Source organism: Streptomyces sp. NPDC028298 (assembly GCF_055565895.1).
Genome location: NZ_JBVHTL010000008.1, coordinates 467040 through 484837 on the forward strand (window position 1 = coordinate 467040; position 17798 = coordinate 484837).

The 17798-nt window shown below is 71.1% G+C and carries 18 protein-coding genes and 1 pseudogene; 8 read left to right on the top strand and 11 right to left on the bottom strand.

Annotated features, from left to right (window positions below; all coding sequences use genetic code 11):
* Positions 1–126: 126 nt before the first annotated feature.
* The 4 genes from ACZ4TO_RS32700 to ACZ4TO_RS32715 form a co-directional block, all read right to left on the bottom strand.
* The gene (locus tag ACZ4TO_RS32700) at positions 127–1317 is read right to left on the bottom strand and encodes an SPFH domain-containing protein (protein WP_382778835.1); all 1191 of its coding nucleotides are present in this window, start codon (positions 1315–1317) and stop codon (positions 127–129) included.
* Between the two features lie 11 nt (positions 1318–1328).
* Positions 1329–1580: a hypothetical protein gene (locus tag ACZ4TO_RS32705; protein WP_382778836.1), complete on the bottom strand. Its 252-nt coding sequence runs from the start codon at positions 1578–1580 to the stop codon at positions 1329–1331.
* A gap of 129 nt (positions 1581–1709) precedes the next feature.
* On the bottom strand, positions 1710–2588 hold the full coding sequence (locus tag ACZ4TO_RS32710) for a hypothetical protein (RefSeq protein WP_385044644.1): 879 nt from the start codon (positions 2586–2588) through the stop codon (positions 1710–1712).
* A gap of 277 nt (positions 2589–2865) precedes the next feature.
* Positions 2866–3102, bottom strand: coding sequence for a chaplin (locus ACZ4TO_RS32715; RefSeq protein WP_382778838.1), 237 nt, complete (start codon positions 3100–3102; stop codon positions 2866–2868).
* 196 nt (positions 3103–3298) lie between these two features.
* Between ACZ4TO_RS32715 and ACZ4TO_RS32720 the strand changes: the two genes are divergently transcribed.
* Positions 3299–3505: a hypothetical protein gene (locus ACZ4TO_RS32720; RefSeq protein ID WP_382778839.1), complete on the top strand. Its 207-nt coding sequence runs from the start codon at positions 3299–3301 to the stop codon at positions 3503–3505.
* A gap of 86 nt (positions 3506–3591) precedes the next feature.
* On the opposite strand, the gene ACZ4TO_RS32725 is transcribed toward ACZ4TO_RS32720, so the two are convergent.
* Positions 3592–4242, bottom strand: coding sequence for a DUF4360 domain-containing protein (locus ACZ4TO_RS32725; RefSeq protein ID WP_382778840.1), 651 nt, complete (start codon positions 4240–4242; stop codon positions 3592–3594).
* A gap of 496 nt (positions 4243–4738) precedes the next feature.
* On the opposite strand from ACZ4TO_RS32725, the gene ACZ4TO_RS32730 reads away from it, so the two are divergent.
* Positions 4739–5281 (top strand): hypothetical protein, encoded by a 543-nt coding sequence (locus ACZ4TO_RS32730; protein ID WP_385044639.1) that lies wholly within the window; start codon positions 4739–4741, stop codon positions 5279–5281.
* A gap of 8 nt (positions 5282–5289) precedes the next feature.
* On the opposite strand, the gene ACZ4TO_RS32735 is transcribed toward ACZ4TO_RS32730, so the two are convergent.
* The 3 genes from ACZ4TO_RS32735 to ACZ4TO_RS32745 form a co-directional block, all read right to left on the bottom strand.
* Positions 5290–6126: a hypothetical protein gene (locus ACZ4TO_RS32735; protein WP_468026137.1), complete on the bottom strand. Its 837-nt coding sequence runs from the start codon at positions 6124–6126 to the stop codon at positions 5290–5292.
* Positions 6127–6209: 83 nt separating this feature from the next.
* A complete protein-coding gene (locus ACZ4TO_RS32740) occupies positions 6210–6725 on the bottom strand; it encodes a hypothetical protein (protein ID WP_382778842.1) in 516 nt (171 codons plus the stop codon).
* Positions 6726–7030: 305 nt separating this feature from the next.
* Entirely contained in the window at positions 7031–7576 is a 546-nt protein-coding gene (locus ACZ4TO_RS32745; protein WP_468026138.1) for an ATP-binding protein, read from the bottom strand.
* A gap of 524 nt (positions 7577–8100) precedes the next feature.
* Between ACZ4TO_RS32745 and ACZ4TO_RS32750 the strand changes: the two genes are divergently transcribed.
* Complete coding sequence (locus ACZ4TO_RS32750) at positions 8101–8892, top strand: SDR family NAD(P)-dependent oxidoreductase (protein ID WP_382778844.1); 792 nt, start codon at positions 8101–8103, stop codon at positions 8890–8892.
* A gap of 104 nt (positions 8893–8996) precedes the next feature.
* Here the strand turns inward: ACZ4TO_RS32750 and ACZ4TO_RS32755 are convergent, their stop codons facing one another.
* Positions 8997–10406, bottom strand: a complete 1410-nt coding sequence (locus ACZ4TO_RS32755) for a hypothetical protein (RefSeq protein ID WP_468026139.1) — start codon at positions 10404–10406, stop codon at positions 8997–8999.
* A gap of 299 nt (positions 10407–10705) precedes the next feature.
* On the opposite strand from ACZ4TO_RS32755, the gene ACZ4TO_RS32760 reads away from it, so the two are divergent.
* The 3 genes from ACZ4TO_RS32760 (at position 10706) to ACZ4TO_RS32770 (ending at position 12877) form a co-directional block, all read left to right on the top strand.
* Complete coding sequence (locus tag ACZ4TO_RS32760) at positions 10706–11527, top strand: helix-turn-helix domain-containing protein (RefSeq protein WP_385044900.1); 822 nt, start codon at positions 10706–10708, stop codon at positions 11525–11527.
* Positions 11528–11530: 3 nt separating this feature from the next.
* Positions 11531–11767, top strand: a complete 237-nt coding sequence (locus tag ACZ4TO_RS32765; protein ID WP_382778846.1) for a DUF397 domain-containing protein — start codon at positions 11531–11533, stop codon at positions 11765–11767.
* 303 nt (positions 11768–12070) lie between these two features.
* Positions 12071–12877, top strand: a complete 807-nt coding sequence (locus tag ACZ4TO_RS32770; RefSeq protein WP_385044626.1) for an SAM-dependent methyltransferase — start codon at positions 12071–12073, stop codon at positions 12875–12877.
* 18 nt (positions 12878–12895) lie between these two features.
* On the opposite strand, the gene ACZ4TO_RS32775 is transcribed toward ACZ4TO_RS32770, so the two are convergent.
* Both ACZ4TO_RS32775 and ACZ4TO_RS32780 read right to left on the bottom strand, forming a co-directional pair.
* A complete protein-coding gene (locus tag ACZ4TO_RS32775; protein WP_468026140.1) occupies positions 12896–14293 on the bottom strand; it encodes an FAD-binding oxidoreductase in 1398 nt (465 codons plus the stop codon).
* A 300-nt stretch (positions 14294–14593) separates the two neighbouring features.
* Positions 14594–15109 carry a pep a2 gene (locus ACZ4TO_RS32780; RefSeq protein ID WP_382778849.1) on the bottom strand — a complete coding sequence of 172 codons (516 nt, stop codon included), beginning with the start codon at positions 15107–15109 and terminating at the stop codon, positions 14594–14596.
* Between the two features lie 302 nt (positions 15110–15411).
* On the opposite strand from ACZ4TO_RS32780, the pseudogene ACZ4TO_RS32785 reads away from it, so the two are divergent.
* Together ACZ4TO_RS32785 and ACZ4TO_RS32790 are read left to right on the top strand one after the other, a co-directional pair.
* Positions 15412–15603: pseudogene (locus ACZ4TO_RS32785) on the top strand (DUF5133 domain-containing protein); the annotation flags it as partial.
* Between the two features lie 100 nt (positions 15604–15703).
* Positions 15704–17701: an alpha-1,4-glucan--maltose-1-phosphate maltosyltransferase gene (locus ACZ4TO_RS32790; RefSeq protein WP_468026141.1), complete on the top strand. Its 1998-nt coding sequence runs from the start codon at positions 15704–15706 to the stop codon at positions 17699–17701.
* Positions 17702–17798 lie beyond the last annotated feature (97 nt).

Below are 17798 nucleotides of genomic sequence, written 5' to 3' on the forward strand. Positions count from 1 at the left end.
CAGTGTGCGTCCGCCCCGGGGACACCGCCGCTCCCGGGGAAGCGGTCGCGCCCCCGTCCGGGGAAACGGCAGCGTCCGCCGCCCCGGACGGGACGGCGGACGCGGTGGACCGAGGACGGACGACGGTCAGCCGGCCGAGGAGGCACCCTTCGGCTCGTCACCCTCGACGTCGACCGGAGTGCGGTACCCCTGGAGTTCCAGCGGGCCGTTCGCCTTCGCGGCGCCGCTCTCGGAGTTCTGTCCGCCCAGGTTCTGGCGGACCGAGTCGAGGATGGTCAGACCCTGGGCGACCAGGCCGGCCGCTATCTCGCCGAGACCGTCGGCGCCGTTGAGGACGTTGACGTTCGCGCCCGCGAGACCGCCGGCCGCTTCCTTGACGATCAGGGGCAGTTGGTCGATCAGCATCCGGTCGAGCGCGACCCGGTCGTGCGAGGCGGCCGCCTCGGCCTGGATCTTCATGCGCTCGGCGTCGGCGATGGCGAGCACCTTGATCCGCTCGGCCTCGGCCTCGGCCGGCTTGACGACCTCGGCGACGAGCTGCTGCTGACGCAACTGGGCGGCGCGCTGCGCGAGTTCGGTCTGCGCGGCAAGGACCTCCTGCTGGGCATGGGCCTGGGCGAGCGGGCCCGCCTGGGCAGCCATCGCCTGCGCGCGGTCCACCTCGGCCGAGTACTCCGCCTGCACGATGGCCGTCTGCCGGGCGTACTCGGCCTGGTTGCGGGCCGCGACCTGCTGCGCCTCGACGGAGGCCTGCGTGGCCTGCGCCTGGGCGATCTGGGCCTGGCGCTGGATGGCCGCCTTGTGCGGCGCGGACATCGCGTCGATGTATCCGGTGTCGCCGTCGTCGATCGACTGGATCTGGAGCGAGTCGACGATGAGGCCGATCTTCGCCATCTCCAGCTTCGAGGTGTCGAGGACCTCGGCGGCGAGCTTCTGCCGCTCGGTGACGATCTCCTCGACCGTCATCGAGCCGATGATGGACCGCAGATGGCCCGCGAAGATCCGGCCCGTCAGGATCGACATCTGGTCCTGGTCGGACAGGAACCGCTGCCCCGCGTTGATGATGCTCTCGGTGTCGTTGCCGACCTTGAACGCGATCACGGCGCGGACGTGCAGCGAGATGCCCTGCTTCGTGACACAGGTCTCGGTGACCTCCGCCTCGCACATGGACAGGGTCAGAAAGCGGGTCTTGCGGAAGACGGGAAGGACGAACTTGCCGTGCCCCGTCACCACTCGGAACGGCGCGCCCCCCAGTCCCCGCCTGCCGCCCGAGATCAACATCGCCTCGTCGGGAGCGGGTACGCGATAACCGAACATGCTTCTCCTTCTCAAGCTCCGCCGACGGCATCGCCGTCGAGCGCGTCCAGTGGATCGGCCCACGTGATGACGTCGACCTCACGGCATCCTCTGGACTCGATCACCAGCACGGTCGCCCCTTTCGGCAGGGGCTCCCGAGACCAGGCATGGAAGGTCTCGGATCCGCCTCTCACGCGCACGAGGACCTCGCCGGGTCCGGCGGACCCCCGGGTGCCGATGAGCAGTTCCCCCGTGCAGCCGATCACAGCCTCGTCCTGCACCATGTACGGCCACCCCCCATCACTCTGAATCTGCCTCTGACCTTAGACCCAGCCCTTTCCGGGCGCGTACGCCCCCCGTCGGTCGACGGCACGGCCGGGTGTACGCGCCCGGGCTTCCTCTGAAGTGTGGGCTCAACTCCTGGTGAAGCGATAGGTCTTGCTGTCGGTCAGCACGCAGAATCCCGGGGACACCACGATCACGCGCAGGGTGGAGCTGCGGCGGTCGTAGTCGATGCCCTCCACCTCGAAGGTGCCCGAGCAGGAGCTGCGCAGCGGGAGCTGACGCAGCGCGGTGACGTGTCCGGAGACGTCGGCCGAGCCGGGCTCGGCGGACAGGTCGATCTGGAGCAGCGGTTTGGTCGTCCCGAAGAGCGTTCCGGCGGGGTCGTCGGACGAGCAGAGCAGCCGGGTCGCCGTGACGAAGTCGCAGCCCTGTACGTCGCGTACGGCGTGGTCGAGGTTGACGGTCGATGCCTGCGGAAGGTCGGCCGAGGGTGTGGTGGCCGGGTTGACGCCGGGGGTCGGGAACACCAGGAGCCGGTTCATCGTGCCGTACTCGCCGGACACCATCCACGTGCCGCTCGGCGCGATGGCGACGAAGGAGTTGTTCAGCGCCTCTCCGGCGCTCAGCTTGTGCACGTATTCCGACCAGGCGCCGCCCGGTGCCTGCACGCGGAACATCTTCGCGCCGCCGGAGTCGGACTGGTAGGGCTCGACGTAGTGGCCGTCGTACGAGGCGTCCGGGTCGCCGACGTGGTTCCAGCCCCGGCTGCTCACGCTCACGGGGATCGTGCCGATGCCCGTGTAGTGGTTCGGGCTGCCGGCCGGGACCTCGACGGAGGTCAGGCCCTGGCTCTCGGTCAGCGGGTCGGCGCGGTCCGAGCCCACCTCGTTCCAGGTGTCGGCGGCGGAGGCGGGCGCGCCGGTCGCCACGGAGAGGACGGCGGCGGTGGTGAGGGTGACGAGGCCGGCCAGGACCGCGTGACAACGTTGCCGTGCGGGCATGCGCATGAAGGGGGCTCCTCGATGGGGGGTGTCCGGTCGGCGCACAGTCTGGCCCGCCATGATGGTCATGTACAGACCAATACATGGACGACGGACGACACCCCCCGGTCCACGCGCCGCCGACCTCCCCCTCACCCGGGGGCGACTCCCCCCTCGGCGGGCACGGCTCCCCGCCCCCGGACACGGCCGAGCCCGGCGGCTCACTCGGGAGGAAGTGTGCCGCCGGGCTCGGGCCGGACAGCGGGTCAGGGCAGCGAGAGCCCGGACCCGCGGACGCCGACCGTCAGCTGTTGGAGCAGCTGTTGGCCGCCGCCGGGTTCAGCAGAGCCAGCACGTTGACCGTGTTGCCACAGAGGTTGACCGGGATGTTTACCGGGATCTGGATGACGTTGCCGGACAGGACTCCAGGACTGTTCGCCGCGGCACCGACCACCGGTCCGGGGTCGGCGGCGGCGGTCCCGGCGGTGGCCAGCAGGGCGACGCTGGCGAGTCCGGCGGCGGCCATCAGACGAATACGCATTCCAAGCTCCGTTCATTCGCAGTGGTGCGAGCTCCTCCACCATCACCTCCGCGAACAAAACCCGACATTCCAGCGCAGCCGAACGGGGGTTCGCCCCGCACGGCACCCGTGGATCAAGCCCGGCTCACGGCGTGTCGCGCGGGGCGTACGGAATGCCCGTAGCGTGAATACAGATCCGGTGGAACAGGGAGAGACCATGCCGATGAGCCAGTCCGACACGTCCACACCCTCCGAAGACAGGGCGACCCCCGACGCACTGCTGCACACCGGGACCGAGGGCCCGGTGACGGCCGAGGACCTGGTTCTCGCCGCGGGTCGCGACATCACACCGCAGAGCCTCGCCTGGGCCGAGCGAAAGCTCCAGGACGAAGGCTCCGCGGCGGTCGACAAGTTGCTGCCCTAGGGGGTCGCCCTCGGGAGACCCGTGGACCCGCTCGGCCGGCTCCGATGCGGCGGAGCCGGCCGAGGTCCTGCCGAGGCGAGGGCGGGTCAGGCGCCGGGGCACTCCTTCCAGGCCAGGTGGTAGACGGTGCTGATGTCACCGTCCGTCGAGTCCATGGTCATGAAGCTGGAGCTGCCGGGCGTCGAGGTGCCCGCGTTGACGCGGAGCTCGGTGTTGATGTTGAAGTTGCGCTGGACACCACAGGGCGCCCAGACCAGTTGGGCCCAGTCCGTGGTGTCCGTGGCCTGCCAGTCGTCGCCGTACGGGCCGCGGAAGGGGTGCGTGATGGAGGCCGTGTTCGGGGATCCCTGGAAGTAGTACGAGGCCTTCTCCGTGCTGCTGGCTCCCGGCTGGAGCGAGGCGAAGCCGCGGTAGTCGGCGCTCGCGATGGCATAGGTGAAGCCCTGCGGAACATGCACGATCAGGTTGAGCTGGCAGTTCTTGCGGAACGCGGTGGGGTCGGCGTTGCCCCCGACCTGGGCGAGGTAGTCGCTGTAGGTCACCGTGAACGCGGTGTTGTCCGGGGAGACGGCGACAGCCGCGGTTCCCTGCGGACAGCCGGACCCGTTGACCGTGGCGACACTGATGACGATCTTATCCGGGGGCGGGTCCTGGATACCGGAGGACGGGCTCGACAGGGGAAGCGCTGTGGCGAACAGGGCGGCGATAGCGCCACCCATGAACAGGCCACCGGCCATGGTGCTCCAATCCGTTGCGTAGGTTTTCCGACGGCAGCCCACGGGCGTACCGCCATGAATGGGGGGTGCGGCACCCCGAGGGAGCGGGGAACCGTCGCGGACCAGTGCGTTGGATCAAGCGCGGCTCGCATGTGCATGCGCATGACAAATGGGCACACGCGGCCGACTCCCGGCTGTGAAGGAGCTGTGAAGACCGGGAGCGACGAAATCGTACGTACGGGTGCTCGCCGTGGACAGGACCATCTCCGGCCATTCGATACGCGCCGTTCACACCCGCCGCCGCGGTCACGCGGCCGGTTCACGGCGGTTCACGCCACCCGGGGCCGTGGCGCGGGACGTTCCGGCTGAGGCGGCCGTCACCACGCGGGCCCGCCACGAGGGCGCGGGGAGCGGCCGGACACCCCGGCCCCGGGCCCGGCCGGACCGGAAGGCGAGGGACCGCGCGAATCACCCGCCCCCTCAGCGCGCCCCGGGCGCCCCTGAGACACTGAGACACATGGATCCACGACACCTGAGACTCGGCCGCCGCCGGATATGGATGAGCAGTGCCGTCTGTTTCCTGGTCCTCGGGCCGCTCGGCTGGTTCTTCGGTGGCTGGATTCCCTTCGCGTTGCTGGCCGTCGCCCTCCTCGTCGCCACCGCCGTCTCGCACTGGCGGGCCCCCCGCTGGCTCGCGCCCGCCGTCGCCAAGGGCCAGTCGGAGAACCGGCGCGACGTCGCCACCTTCTGCGTGGTCATAGCGGTGAGCGGCTACGCCCAGCCGCCCTCGCAGCCCGCGCCCTCCCCGTCGGCCCTCGCGGCCCTGCGCCTCGAGGCGTACCGGGCCGCCGCGGACGACGATCTGTCCGAGGACCTCCGGCTCCTGGCGGCCGACGCGCTGGCCGCGGCGGACCAGGCCAACGCCGAGGACACCCCCGCGTGCTGGCGGGCGGCACGGGCGAGCGCGGAGCGGCTCGCGCACGCCGCCCAGGAGGGCAATCCGTACGTACGACAGCTCCTCATCCAGTGGGTGGAGGGCAACCCGGCGAGCGATCGGTAGCCGGAGCCTCAGGGCCGCTCGAAGAACTGGAGGACTCCTCCGGCCGAGAAGCACAGCGCTCCCACGAGCGTGCCCCAGTTGGCGATGTCGACGTTCACGAGACTGCCGGTGGCCGGCCGGGTGTAGGCGGCCAGCGCCGAGACGAAGAAGAGCACGGATCCGAACTGGTTGACCGCGACGATCCACCAGCCCAGGTCGCCGGCGAGCACGCGCGGGCGCCCGTGGCAGACCTCGACGACGGCGAGGTGACCGGAGACCAGGAACAGGACGCAGCCGACCATGTCGGGGGCCCAGATCAGCCGGTCCGTCTGCTGGACCGAGAGCCCCTTCAGCAGCGAGTCCACCAGGTTGACGCCGAACACGAGCGTTCCCACGAACAGCAGGAACGTGCTGAGCCAGTCGATCCGGCCCGGCTCGTAGCTCCACCACCGCCAGCGCCGCCCGGCCAGCGTGTCGGACGCGCTGTCGCGGCGGGGAGCGTTCACCGCCTGGAGCATCGAGGCATAGCCCCCGGTGTTGAAGAACAGGCCGCCGGCGAAGTAGATCCAGGTGCCCGTCAGGCCCGCCGAGCCGAACTGGGCGACTCCGGCCCCGAGGGCGAACAGCAGCCCGCCGACCGTGAACGCGGCCGCGGCGATCGTGTTCAGCCGCCGCAGCCGGGCGATCGACACGGTGTCCGCCCGCCGGGAGCGGTCCCGCCCCTCCCCCGGGACGCGCACGGTGAGCACGCCGCGCTTGCGGGCCAGGCGGGATTCCCAGACCGCGACACGACCGTCCACGAGACGCCAGGTCAGCCGGGTCGTGAAGGGACCCGCCCCTTCGGAGCGCGCTTCGGTTCGACTCACCCGGCGACCTTAGCCCGTGGGGCGGAATCCGGCGTTCGCCCGACTCGTCACCTTTCAGGTGGTTTGGTGGCGAACCGGGTGGTTCAGGAGTCCGCCTCGCGTCGCAGGAAGTTGCTCACCTGGCAGGCGAGGCTGTCCCGGGCCGTGTCGGGGCGCGCGGCCGCGTCGACGAGCGTGTCGTTCTCGATGCCGCCCGCCCACAGGTAGCGCTCGGTCCACTCGTCGTCGACCTTGAGCTGGACCTGGATGTCCATCCGGTCGAGGACGGCGTCGGGACCGGCCGCGAACAGGACCGCGGTGGCCCGGCGCAGCGGATAGATGTCGTATCCCTCGATGAACTGCGAGTTCCGCCAGTCGAGGAAGGCGCTCTCGCCGTCGGCGCCGACGCGGATATCGATCTGGCCGTCTTCGAGGTGGATGCCGAAATGTTCGGTCGCCCGGTTCTCGACGGTCACCCGGATCCGGAAGTAGGTGAGTTCGTCGGCGGCGTCGTCACGCCCCTTCGGGGGCTCGGCCTTTTCCACACCATGAACGCGAACACGCAGGCCGGCCTGCTCGTCGTACTCCTGCCAGTCCCCGACCACGTTGGGCTCGCGCACAGTCCACCTCTCCACTTCAGAGAGTTGTTCCTATCTGTGCCCTCAACGAAGTGTCAAATGCGCCGCACCTACCGTGGCCAGCAATTTTTCCTTTCTTGATCGGTGATCAAGCCGTGCCCAGCCACAATCATTCCGCGCCACCCGAACGGGGTATTTCCGGGCGTGCTGCACATCACGTTTCCCGGACGCCTCACAGGTCCTCGCTCAGGCGCCGCATCGGCTCGGCGGGCGGGAGGCCGTCGGCTCGGCGTCCCGGCCTCCCGGGCGCACCGCGGCGGCCGTGGACCGACGCCTCGGAGCGGCCCTCACGGCACCGTCTGAAGCACCATCGAGAACCACACCTTCTTTCCCGTCGTGCCCGGGTCGGCCGGCGCGACGCCCCAGTCGTCGCTCAGCGCGGCGATGATCGTCAGTCCGCGCCCCGACTCCTCGGCCCCGCACGCCGTCCGTGCCGTGGGCAGGGCGGACGAACGGTCGGCGACGGACACCCGCAGTTCGCGGGGGTCGCACTCGATCGCGACGGTGATGGTGTCGCCGCGGTCGGGGCTGCCGTGTCTGAGGGCGTTGGTGAAGAGTTCCCCGGCCGCGAGCACCGCGTCGTCGACGCGCCGGGCCGGCAGCCGCAGACGGGTGAGGTACTCGGCGACCATGGCCCGCACACCGGGAACCCGCGAGGGGTGCGCCGGGACGGTGGTCCGCAGCCGGTGGGTCCCTCGGACCCGGTCCGCGGGGGCGGTGCCGGATGCGGCGGTCTCCGTTGCGCCGGTCCCGGAGGACGGGGTCGCCGACGGCACGTGATCGGCCGGGGCCGGGGACTCGGCCCGTACAGGCTCGGTCGGAGCCGGAGACACGCCCTGTCCAGGTTCGGCCGAGCCCCGGGCCAGGGCTCGTGGAGGTTCGGTCGGGGCGGTGGGCCCGGGAGAGGTGGGCGGCGCCGGCCGTACCGGGGGCTCGGATCGTACGAGATCGGCCGGGGCCGGGGCTGCGGACCGTACCGGCGGTGCGGTCGGGGTCCGTGGCGCCGGGGCCGCCGGTGCGGTCGGCGCCGAAGGGGCGGGGCGTTCGGTGGTGTGGGTCCGGAGGGACTGGCCGTCCGCGGGGTGGACCCCTTCCTCCGGTGCCCGCGTCTCGTGCCCGGCAGCCGGGGTGCCGTGGACCGGTGCGGGCGTCGGCTCGCGGCGCGGTGCCCTGGATGCCGGCATCGGTCCTCCTTCGGTGCGGCCTGGGGGGCGGCTGTCGCTGCGGCTGCCCGTGCAGCCAACACGCGGGACTGCCGGGGCGACCAGGGGGTATTCGGGTTGTCCGGTTGCACGGGCGTAGTGGCGTGGGATGTATGTTCGATCTTGTGAGGAACGGAAGCGGGGGCGGTGCGACGGTGTCCCTTGACGGTGACACCGGCCGTGCGGGACTGCGTGACAAGCGGGTGCTGGTCACCGGCGGTACGCGCGGGCTCGGCGAGCAGATCGTGCGGCTGCTGTCCGCCGAGGGCGTACGGGTGGCCACCTGTGCGCGCACCGCGCGGGACCTGGACACGCTGACCGCCTCGCTGGGCCCGGGCCTGTTCACCCGGCGGCTCGACGTCACCGAGCCCGGGGACCTGGAGGGGTTCGTCGCGGAAGCGGCGGAGCGCTTCGGGGGCCTGGACGGCGTGGTGGCCTGCACGGGCGGTTCGCGCGGCGGCGCCTTCGAGGAGGCGGACGCGGAGGACTGGGCGGCGACCTGGGCCGTGAACGTCGGTCACGCGACCCGGCTGGTACGGGCCGCGGTCCCGCATCTGCGGGCGGCGGGCGGCGGCTCCGTCGTGGTGATCTCCTCGATCTCCGGCTGGAAGCCGGGCCCGCCCGCGCAGTACTCGGTCGCGAAGTCCGCGCAGATCCAGCTCGCGGCCTCACTGGCCCGTGAGCTCGGGCCGGACGGGATCCGGGTGAACGCGGTCTCCCCCGGTTCCATGCTGATCCCCGGCCGGCGCTGGGACCGGATGCGCCGGGAGGAGCCCGAGGCGTTCGCCCGCTTCGTGGCGGCGGAGCTGCCGGGCGGGGCACCGGTCGCGCCGCAGGAGGTCGCCCGGGTCGTGGCGTTCCTGCTGTCGGACTGGTCGAGCGGCATCTCCGGCGCGCACCTCCCGGTCGACCGCGCCCAGAACGCCCCCTCCCCCGCGGGGTACTGACCTCCGCGAGGTCCGGTGGCCCCGCTCCCGGCCACGGCGCCGCGCCCTGCCCCACCAACGCCGCCCCGCGGAGACCACCCCGCCCCCGGTGGCGTACCCGCGCGTCAGGCCGCCGCGCCGAGGACACCCCGGGAGCGGCGCTCGAATTCCCGCACGACCGGTTCGGCGCGGCGGGGTTCGAGGCGTCGGCGGAAGTCACGCAGGGCCTGCACGGATCGTTCGCTGTGGACGGCGCCGAGCGCCTCCAGCGCCAGGGTCGCGGTGCCGACCGCCTCGTCGAGGCGGTCCTGCTGCAGGTGCGCGGTCGCGAGGACGGAGCGGCTGATGGCCTGGCGCCGGCGCCGGTCGGCGCCCGAGCCGAGCGACTCGCTCGCCGTGCGCTCGGCCTGGCGGGCGAGCCCCAGGTCACGGAAGCAGAGGGCGGACTCGGCCTGAAGATAGTGGTGGTCCAGATAGCGCACCCACGGCGACTCCTGTTCGGCCCCCTTGCTCTCCGCGAGGTGCCGTTCCGCCAGCCGCAGCGCCTTCGAGGTGTCGTCCGAGCGGCCCCGCGCGGCGTGTCCGCGCGCCGACATGGCGTACAGCCGCATCAGTCCGAGGGGGCTGCCGGCTCCCTGTGCCGTGACGATTCCGGCGCGGGCGAGTGCCACACCCTCGTCGGGGCGGCCCAGGTTGGTGGCGAGGTGGGAGAGCCCCGCGAGGATCTGGCCGCCGAGCACCCGGTCGCGGCCCTCGGCGCACAGTCGCAGGCCCTGGGTCATGTAGCGCTGGGCGAGGCCGTACTCCCCCGCGTCGTACGAGCTCCAGCCGGCCATGGCGGCCAGCCGGGCGGCGGCCGCGAACAGCCGGCGCCGCTGCCCGGACGGGGTGCCGCGCCGCTGGAGCACGGGGACGACCTCGGTGGAGAGGTAGTGCACGATGCTGGTGCGCACTCCGCCGCCGCCGTAGTGGTTGTCCATCTGGTCGAAGACGGCGATCATCGCGTGCACCTGCTCGACGGCGCCGCCGCTCACGGGCAGGGCCTGGGAGAGCGACTCCTGATGTTCCAGCAGCCAGAGCAGCCACTCGCGCTGAGGGTGCGTCAGCGAGGCCGGGACGAAGGGGACGGTGCCGAGCAGGCCGCGCCGGGAGATGTCGGTGGAACCCAGTTCCGCGAGCGTGTGCAGGGTCTCGGCGACGTCCTCGCCGTAGACGAGCGCCCTGCTCGCGACGGGGCGCTGGGAGTCGGAGTGGAATCCGAGGTCCGCGGGGGACAGGGCGCGGCCGAGCCGCTCGGACAGCACGGCGGCGATCAGCTCCGGCGTGCCGCCGCGGGGTTGCTGGCCCTGGAGCCAGCGGGTGACCGAGGCCTTGTCGTAGTGGGAGTCCGCGCCCTGGCGCCGCCCCAGTTCATTGACCCGCAGGGCGAGGGAGGCGTAGGAGCAGCCGGCCTCCTTGAGCACGGCCCCCAGCACCGGATTGCCCCCGGCGGACCTGCCGGCGTTCCTCGTCTGTCCCTCGGTCACGGCGGCCATCCCGTATCGCCTCACATCCGCGTGCGGCTGCGCCGTGATCCGTGTCTGGCGGTGTTTCAATTGCCTTGTGGACGAGCGCAGTTGAGCGTGAATGTCGCCGAATGTGCGACAGGTCACTCGATCACTATGGTGGGCCGCCCGCCGCCTGTGCAACCGGCGTCCTGATAATTTCGGAACGATCCGCAGCACTCTGTCCCTGTCAACGGCCGCGTGGCACACTGCCCCCTGAGACGGCCGTTCCCGGGAGGTGGGACGTGGGCGAGAACCGCTCCGGCGGCAGCGCGCCGACCGTCCTGCGCATGGTTCTCGGGAAGCGGCTGCGGCACCTGCGGGAACAGGCGGGAGTCTCCTTCGAGGAGGCCGCGCGCGCCATCGAGGTCACGGCTCTGACGGTCCGCAGGATCGAGAAGGCCGAGGTCGGGCTCCGTATCCCGTACGTGCGGGAGCTGCTCCGCGTCTACGGCGTCCCGGCGGCGGAGGTCGACGACTTCCTCACCCTGGCCAGGGAGGCCAATCAGCCCGGCTGGTGGTACACGTACCGCGACGTGCTGCCGGACTGGTTCAGCGCCTACGTGAGCCTGGAGAGCGAGGCCAGTGTCATCCGTCTCTACGAACCCCACTACGTCCCGGGCCTGTTGCAGACGCACGACTACGCCACGGCCCTGATGCGCGTCGGGTTCCCCAACGAGACACGGAAGGACATCGCGCGCCGGGTCGCCCTGCGGATGAGACGCCAGGACCTGCTCGCCAAGCCCGAGGCCCCGGCGCTGTGGGCGATCCTGGACGAGACGGTGCTGCGCCGCCCGGTGGGCGGACGCGCGGTGATGCGGGCCCAGTTCGACCGGCTCGCCGAGGCCCTGGACCTGCCGAAGGTGCGGATCCAGATCATGCGCTTCGGCGTGGGTGCCCACCCGGGCGCGTTCGGCCCGTTCCACCACTTCCGCTTCGGCTTCTCCGAACTCCCCGACATCGTCTACACGGAGAGCCTGGTGGGCGCGGTGTACGTCGACCGGCCCGACGACGTCGTCGGCCATCTCGAAGTACTGGACCGGATGTCCGTGCAGGCGGAGCCGGTCACCCGGACCAGGGCCATCCTGGGCGAACTGCGTGAGGAGTTGTGATCCATGGGACCCGTGCACAACGGCATGTCCGCGGCCTCTCTGGGATCCGAGGGCTGGCACAAGCCCTGGAGCGGCACCAACGGCGGAAGTTGCGTCGAGGCCAAGCGGCTTCCCGACGGGAGCGTCGCGCTGCGCCAGTCACGGGATCCGGAGGGACCCGCGCTGATCTGGTCCCGCGACGAGATGGCCGCGTTCATCGAGGGCGCCAAGTCGGGGCAGGCCGACTTCCTGATCGCCTGAGCGGGACCGGCGCCGCGCCTCTGCGGGACCTGTCGACGGCGGGAAGTGCCGGACGGGCCCGAGGCCGCGAGCACGCCCCCACAACCGGACAACCCGCACGCACTCCCGCCGTGCGGGTTGTCCACCCCACCACCGGCCGAGCCGTTCGCCCGAGGGAGTGGAGGCGGGCATGATCCGCCACCGGGGAACCCGCCGGCGTGCCCACCTCCCCGCTCACGCGATCCGCCAACTCGGCCTGTATGTCCGGCTGTTGCCGATAACGTAGCCGGCGGACCGCGTGACGCACGGACAGGGGGATCTCCGATGGCCGACCGACCCGTACCCGCCCAGGACGCACTGTCCAAGATCGATACGACGGTGCCGCACTCCGCCCGCATCTGGAACTACTGGATGGGCGGCAAGGACAACTACGAGGTCGACCGGGTCGCCGGGGACGCCTACCGCGAAGTCGCCCCGAACATCGAGACCATGGCACGCGCCTCGCGCGCCTTCCTGATCCGCACCGTCACCTTCGTGGCGGGCGAGCGCGGCATCCGCCAGTTCCTCGACATCGGCACCGGCCTGCCCACGTACGACAACACCCACCAGGTGGCCCAGCGCGTCGCGCCCGAGTGCCGCGTCGTGTACGTGGACAACGATCCGCTGGTGCTGCGCCACGCCCAGGCACTGCTGACGAGCACCCCCGAGGGCGTCACCGACTACATCGACGCGGATCTGCACGAACCCGAGAAGATCATCGAGGCGGCGTCCGGGATCCTCGACTTCTCCCGGCCCGTGGCGCTGATGCTGATGGGCATCCTCGGTCACGTCCAGGACTACGAGGAGGCCCGGTCGATCGTCCGGCGCCTCCAGGCGGCGCTGCCCTCGGGCAGCTACTTCGTGCACTACGACAGCACGGACACGGACGCGGCGCTCAAGGAGGCCCAGCAGGGCTACGACGACACGGGGGCGGTCCCGTACGTGCTGCGCAGCCCCGAACAGATCGGCGCGTTCTACGAGGGCCTCGAACCGGTCGAACCCGGCATCGTGTCCTGCCCGTTGTGGCGCCCGGAGCCCGGTACGTCGCCCGAGCCCACGGACGTCCACGGGGGCGTGGCCCGCACACCGTGACCGGGCCCGCCCAGCGGGTCAGTCGCTCGACGCCGGCTCGATGTTCTGGTTCAGCCGGAACAGGTTGGCGGGGTCGTACTCGGCCTTCACCGCGGCCAGCCGGTCGTAGTTGCCGCTGTAGCTCGCCCGGACGCTCGCCTGGTCCTCGGCCATCACCATGTTGACGTACGCGCCGCCCGCGGAGTACGGGAAGAGGGCGTCGGAGTAGTCGACGCTCCACCGCTTGATCACCTCGGCGTTGGCGGGGTCGGGATCGACGCCCGCGTAGACGGCGGCCCAGCCGGAGTTGCGGTAGCCCCACGCGGTGTCCGTCGGGCCGACGTCGTGGACGGCTCCGTCGATGGGGTAGAGGTGCATGGTCGACTTCCAGGTCGGCATCTCGGCGCCGAACTTGGCGTGCAGGTCGATCGCCTCGCCGGGGAGTTCGTCGACGAATCCCGCTCGCCAGTACCACTGGTCGCCGGGCGGGTAGACACCGTCGAACGCGGACTGGATGGCCGGGTGCGGCATCGGCGCGGGGCCGTGCAGCAGGGGTTCGGGCAGGGCGTCGAGCAGCGGGGCCATGTCCCGGGCCGCCGCGTCGGTGTCGTCGCCCACGCGGCACCACAGCACACCGCAGACCTTCTTCAGATGCAGTTCCTCCGGGAACGGCGGTCCCGGCGGGACCGAGGCGAAGAGGAAGAAGCCACCGAGTTCACGGGGCGCGTGGGGGATGAAGTCGCGGTAGGCGGCGAGGACTTCGGCGCCGAGCTCGACGGGCCAGAAGGTGGGCCCCGCGACGACCGTGCTCACCTCGTGCAGCCGGAAGAGGAACGAGGTGACGACGCCGAAGTTGCCGCCGCCTCCGCGGATCGCCCAGTAGAGGTCGGTGTTCTCGTCGGCGTTCGCGCGGACGTGCTCGCCGTTCGCCAGGACCAGCTCGGCCTCCAGCAGGTTGTCGACGGCCAGTCCGCACTTGCGGGTGAGGTGGCCGAGGCCGCCGCCCAGGGTGATGCCGCCGACTCCCGTGGTGGAGATGATGCCGCTCGGTGTGGCCAGGCCGTGTTCGTTGGTGGCGCGGTCGACCTCGCCCAGGAGGCAGCCGCCGCCGACCCGCACCGTGCGGGCCGCCGGATCGACGTCGATGTCCTTGAGCGGGGAGAGGTCGAGGACCACTCCGTCGTCGCAGGTGCTCAGGCCCGCCCCGTGATGGCCGCCGCCGCGCACCGCGAGCGGGAGGGCGTGATCACGTACGAAGCCGATGATCTGCGCGACGTCCTCCGCCGAGGTGCAGCGCGCCACCACGGCGGGCCGCCGGTCGATCATCGCGTTGTAGACGGCACGGGCCTCGTCGTACCCGGAGTCCTCCGGGCCGATCAACTGCCCTTTGAATCCGGAGAGTTCCTGGCGTGCCGCTTGTACCGGTGTTGTGGACATGTGCATCCCCGCATCTGGAGACCGCCCCAGGTCCCGGCATCCGGGCCGAGAACCGGACCGGCTTCCCGCCATTGGGTCCGATGTGCCCGTTTCAGCCCGATCACTGATTAGCCTAACCCCGTGACATTGCGCTGGCTCGGCGACCGGGGCCGGTCCGCGGCACTCCGTCCGGCCGCGGCCGGACGGAGGACACCGGACACGCCGAGGGCGTCGATCCCTGCGGATCGACGCCCTCGGCGACATGGCCGGACAGTACGGCCGGGGTCCGCCGACCGGGTCACCGGTCACCGGCGGGGCCGGTCACCCGTGGGCGGCGGCCGGCTCGGTCTCCTCACGGCTCGCGGCGAGCGCGGGTTCCGGCAGCACCGCGTACAGCGGGGTCGCACGCGCCACCCGCAGACAGGGGGCGGGAACCGGCGGGTCCAGCGGGGCGTGATCGGCGGCGCGGGCCCGCCACGAGGACCAGATGATCTTTCCACCGACGTCCGTGGCGCAGCAGCCCCAGCCGTCGCTCAGTGCGGCGATCTGGGCCAGACATCCCTGGGGCGCCCGGTGCGGGCGGATGTCCTGGCTGTTGTCCGAGACGGCCGCGAACAGGCGCCGGCCGTTCCACCACATCTCGATCGTCGTGTTCTTGTCCGCCGAGTGCTGCTCGATGGTGCGAAGCAGCGCTTCCGCACAGCGGCAGACGGACTCGACGAGATTCTCCAGGTTCCAGTACCTGAGGTGCGCGGCCAGGATGCGCCTGACCTGTCCGACCTTCTCCTCGCTGAGCTCCACATCCAGGTGGTAGTAGCAGGGGACTGCGGCTTTCATCTCGTTGGCTCCTCACCGGCGAAGCTCTCGCTCCTCCTCGCCCCCTGCGGGACCGAACCCCGATTGCGAAGCGTGAGCACCGATCGCTCCTGAGTCACCCTCAGCATGAGAGGGCTACTCCATTCGTGCAACCGGAGCGCGACCCCGCCTGGTTGAAGATCCAACAAGACGCTCGGTCGCCGTACAGGCACCATGAGTAAGGGTGTCGCTCCGTGACGGACCGGCCCCCCTTCGCGTACGGCCCTCATCCGCCGGCCAGGCGAGCCGTGCGCGGTCGAGAGATCGGGAAGGTGACCAGCGTGATGCTGCTGCCTGCCAAAGCCGAGGTCGCCAGGCATCTGGAGCGCTACCGGGCGTGGGAACGCCTGCTTCTCGCGACTCCCTCCGACCGTGTGGTGCGGGGGAATTTCGAGAACACCGGATACACCCTGTGCGTCCTGATGGGGAAGCGGTGCGCGCGGGAGGCGGCGAACGCCGCCGAGGTCTACCTGCAGGACGTTCCGGCACGGATCTGAACGACGGTCCCAGGGACCGCACCGAGAGGGCCTTTCGCGGCAACGACGATTTTGGCCCAGAACCGCGGAGGCGAGACGCATGGACGCGATCACGGACGCGCACCACGAGACCGGCCGCATACCCGTCATGGATGTGCGGCCGGTCGTCGATTGCGGCAGACGGCCCGCCAAAGCGGTTGTGGGCGAGACCTTCCAGGTCACCGCCACCCTTTTCGGCGAAGGCCATGACGTGGTCGGCGCCGATGTCGTCCTGGTCGACCCGGACGGCCGCCCGGGCACGTGGACGCCGATGCGTGAACTGGCCCCCGGAAGCGACCGCTGGGGCGCCCGCGTCACTCCGTCGGCCACGGGCCGCTGGACCTACCTGGTGGAGGCGTGGAGCGATCCGGTGACCGGATGGCGGCGCTCCGCCGAGATCAAGGTCCCCGCCGGGATCGACGTCGGGCTGGTCCTGGAGGAGGGCGCCGCGCTCCACGAGCGGGCCGCCGCGGGTGTGCCCGAGGCCGCCGGCAAGGACACGCTGCTGGCGGCCGCGGCCACCCTGCGCGACGACTCCCTTCCCCCGGCCGAGCGGTTCGCGGCGGCCCTGGCCCCCGGGGTCGCGGCCACTCTGGCAGAGCATCCGCTGCGTGAACGGCTCACCCGCTCCCTCCCGTTGCCGTTGCTGGTGGAGCGGGAGCGGGCGCTCTACGGGGCGTGGTACGAGTTCTTCCCGCGTTCGGAGGGCGGTCGGGTCGACGCGCCGGTGCACGGCACGTTCCGGACGGCGGCCGAACGGCTGCCCGCGATCGCGGAGATGGGCTTCGACGTCGTCTACCTCCCGCCGATCCACCCCATCGGGAGCACCTTCCGCAAGGGCCCGGACAACACGCTGTCCGCGGGCCCCGAGGACGTCGGGGTGCCCTGGGCGATCGGCTCCCCCGAGGGCGGCCACGACGCGGTCCACCCCGATCTGGGCACCCTGGAGGACTTCGACGCCTTCGTCGCCCGGGCCGCTGCGCTCGGCCTGGAGATCGCGCTGGACTTCGCGCTCCAGTGCTCCCCGGACCACCCCTGGGTGGAGAAGCACCCGGAGTGGTTCCACCACCGCCCCGACAACACCATCGCCTACGCGGAGAACCCGCCCAAGAAGTACCAGGACATCTACCCCATCGCCTTCGACCAGGACATGCCCGGCCTGGTCCGCGAGACGGTGCGGGTGCTGCGCCACTGGATGGACCACGGCGTGCGGATCTTCCGCGTCGACAACCCGCACACCAAACCGGTCGTGTTCTGGGAGCGGGTGATCGCGGACATCAACGCCACCGACCCCGACGTGATCTTCCTGGCCGAGGCCTTCACCCGACCCGCGATGATGCGGACCCTGGCCGAGGTCGGCTTCCAGCAGTCCTACACCTACTTCACCTGGCGCAACACCAAAGAGGAACTCACCGAGTACCTCACCGAACTCTCGGGCGACTCGGCCGCCCGCATGCGCCCCAACCTGTTCGTCAACACCCCCGACATCCTCCACGAGTTCCTCCAGCACGGCGGCCGCCCCGCCTTCGAACTGCGCGCCGTCCTCGCCGCCACCCTCTCCCCCACCTGGGGCATCTACAGCGGCTACGAGCTCTGCGAGAACACCCCCCTGCGCCGGGGCAGCGAGGAATACCTCCACTCCGAGAAGTACCAGCTCCGCCCGCGCGACTGGGCGGCCGCCGCGCGCGAGGGCCGTACGATCGCCCCGCTGATCACCCGGCTGAACCGGATCAGACGCGATCACAGGGCTCTCCACGAAATCCGGAACCTCATGTTCCACCAGGTCGACGACGATGCGGTGATCGCTTACAGCAAGCGAACGGGTGACGACACGGTGGTCGTCGTGGCGAACCTGGACCCCCACCACACCCGGCAAGCCACAGTGTCCTTGGACATGCCGCGACTCGCTCCGAGCGAGGACGCGCGCGTGCCGGTGCGCGACGAGCTCACCGGCGAGACCTACAACTGGGGCAGGTCCAACTTTGTGCGCCTGGGTCCGGGCGGTGCACATGTGCTCACTGTCGGCCCGGCACCGCGGATCGGAGGGTCCCCCGCATGATGGTCAATGAGCCCGTCCCTGACACCTTCGAGGACACCCCGGCCAAGGACCGCGATCCCGAATGGTTCAAACGCGCCGTCTTCTACGAGGTCCTGGT

Excerpts from the sequence above, each read along its gene's own strand:
- ACZ4TO_RS32780 (WP_382778849.1), bottom strand. The coding sequence starts at position 15,109 with ATGAAAGCCGCAGTCCCCTGCTACTACCACCTGGATGTGGAGCTCAGC.
- ACZ4TO_RS32725 (WP_382778840.1), bottom strand. The coding sequence starts at position 4,242 with ATGGCCGGTGGCCTGTTCATGGGTGGCGCTATCGCCGCCCTGTTCGCC.
- ACZ4TO_RS32715 (WP_382778838.1), bottom strand. The coding sequence starts at position 3,102 with ATGCGTATTCGTCTGATGGCCGCCGCCGGACTCGCCAGCGTCGCCCTG.
- ACZ4TO_RS32710 (WP_385044644.1), bottom strand. The coding sequence starts at position 2,588 with ATGCGCATGCCCGCACGGCAACGTTGTCACGCGGTCCTGGCCGGCCTC.
- ACZ4TO_RS32705 (WP_382778836.1), bottom strand. The coding sequence starts at position 1,580 with ATGGTGCAGGACGAGGCTGTGATCGGCTGCACGGGGGAACTGCTCATC.
- ACZ4TO_RS32765 (WP_382778846.1), top strand. The coding sequence starts at position 11,531 with ATGGGACCCGTGCACAACGGCATGTCCGCGGCCTCTCTGGGATCCGAG.
- ACZ4TO_RS32760 (WP_385044900.1), top strand. The coding sequence starts at position 10,706 with ATGGTTCTCGGGAAGCGGCTGCGGCACCTGCGGGAACAGGCGGGAGTC.
- ACZ4TO_RS32775 (WP_468026140.1), bottom strand. The coding sequence starts at position 14,293 with ATGTCCACAACACCGGTACAAGCGGCACGCCAGGAACTCTCCGGATTC.
- ACZ4TO_RS32770 (WP_385044626.1), top strand. The coding sequence starts at position 12,071 with ATGGCCGACCGACCCGTACCCGCCCAGGACGCACTGTCCAAGATCGAT.
- ACZ4TO_RS32790 (WP_468026141.1), top strand. The coding sequence starts at position 15,704 with ATGGACGCGATCACGGACGCGCACCACGAGACCGGCCGCATACCCGTC.
- ACZ4TO_RS32730 (WP_385044639.1), top strand. The coding sequence starts at position 4,739 with ATGGATCCACGACACCTGAGACTCGGCCGCCGCCGGATATGGATGAGC.
- ACZ4TO_RS32755 (WP_468026139.1), bottom strand. The coding sequence starts at position 10,406 with ATGGCCGCCGTGACCGAGGGACAGACGAGGAACGCCGGCAGGTCCGCC.
- ACZ4TO_RS32720 (WP_382778839.1), top strand. The coding sequence starts at position 3,299 with ATGCCGATGAGCCAGTCCGACACGTCCACACCCTCCGAAGACAGGGCG.
- ACZ4TO_RS32700 (WP_382778835.1), bottom strand. The coding sequence starts at position 1,317 with ATGTTCGGTTATCGCGTACCCGCTCCCGACGAGGCGATGTTGATCTCG.